This is a genomic window from Saccharibacillus sp. WB 17 (genome assembly GCF_008634075.2).
Lineage (GTDB): Bacteria > Bacillota > Bacilli > Paenibacillales > Paenibacillaceae > Saccharibacillus > Saccharibacillus brassicae.
In genome coordinates, this window is the sequence record NZ_VPFK02000013.1 from 1 (window position 1) to 1,519 (window position 1,519).

Here is a 1,519-nt window from a genome sequence, read left to right on the forward strand (position 1 = left end):
GGCGCGGTCTTCGCCGCCGGCTACGCGGCGCGTGCCGCCGCGCGAAGCTTCGCCGCGTCCGCCGGCGCTGTCGCTGCCCCGGCGACCCCGGCCGCCTTCCTGGTTGCTGCGGCCTCCGCCCGAGCCGCGCCGGGCGCCGCCCTTGACGGAGCCTTCGCGGCCTTCGCGTTCTTCACGGCCTTCGCCGCCCGTGCGGCGCGAAGCGTCGGCGACGCGAATAACGCCGCCGTTCTGGAAAGCGACGCGTTCCGGCCGCTGCCGGGTCGCCTGTTCGATCAGATCCAGGATGCCGTGGTCGCGCTGCGCGACAAACGTATACGCCAGGCCTTTATCGCCGGCGCGGCCGGTCCGGCCGATCCGGTGGATATAGCTGTCCGTATCCTGCGGAATATCGAAGTTGAAGACGTGCGAGACGCCTTCGACGTCGAGGCCGCGTGCCGCGACGTCCGTCGCGACGAGAATTTGCAGACGCGCTTCGCGGAACGCGCGCATAACCTGCTCGCGCTTGTTCTGCGACAAGTCACCGTGCAGCTCGGCGGAGTTGAAGCCTTCGAGCTGCAGGTCTTCGTTCAGCTTGGAAGCGCGGCGCTTCGTCCGGCAGAAGACGACCGCCAGATAAGGATTGTCGCGGTTGATCAGGAACTTGAGCGCATCGTATTTGTTGCGATCCGTACATTCGAGCGCGATCTGGCGAATATTGCGCGCCGGGATCTTCTCGGTCGGCGTAATGCTGATCTGCTCGGCGTCTTTGGTGTACGCGCCGGCCAGATGGCGCACCGTGTCCGGCAGCGTTGCCGAGAACAGCATCGTCTGGCGGGACGGCGGCGTCGCTTCGATGATCGCCTGAACTTCTTTGAGGAAGCCCATATGCAGCATTTGGTCCGCTTCGTCGAGGACGAGCGTCTTGACCTTGCCGAGCTTCAGCGTCTCGCGGCGAATATGGTCCAGCAGGCGTCCCGGCGTGCCGATAACGAGATCGCAGCCGCTTTTGAGCTTATGCAGCTGCGCTTCGACGTCCTGGCCGCCGTATACGGACAGGATGCGCATTTCCGGTCCGGCCATCTTGCGGGCTTCGACCGTGATCTGCAGCGCCAGTTCGCGCGTCGGTGCCACGACGAGCGCGGGCGGAAGGCCCATGCCTTCCGAGCGGCCGCCGTCGTTCCATTCGCGTCCGGCCGCGATCTTGTCCAGAATCGGCAGGATGAAGGCCAGTGTCTTGCCGGTGCCCGTCTGCGCCTGAACCATCAGGTCGCGTCCGGCCAAAGCGAGCGGAAGCGAAGCTTGCTGTACCGCAGTCGGTACGGTAATGCCCTGTGCCTGCAAACGGTCCAGCACCTCGGGAGCGATCCCCAAATCTTTAAATGTTTTCATTCTGTATATTCCTCCGTGTGGGGACTTCTTCCGCGATGCTGGCATTCGCTTGCAGCGAATTCCAAAAGAAAGGGCATCCGTCCAAGCGGATCGCCCCTTTTCCGAAATCAATGGCCCGAAGGCGCGGAAAGTCCCGTTTTTTCGATCG

The 1,519-nt window shown here is 64.0% G+C and carries 1 protein-coding gene; it reads right to left on the reverse strand.

The annotated features are described in order from the left end of the window. Positions 1–1,416, reverse strand: a 1,416-nt coding sequence (locus FTE24_RS23205) for a DEAD/DEAH box helicase (RefSeq protein WP_337190019.1), incomplete at its 3' end; no start/stop codon positions are given. Between the last annotated feature and the right edge of the window lie 103 nt (positions 1,417–1,519).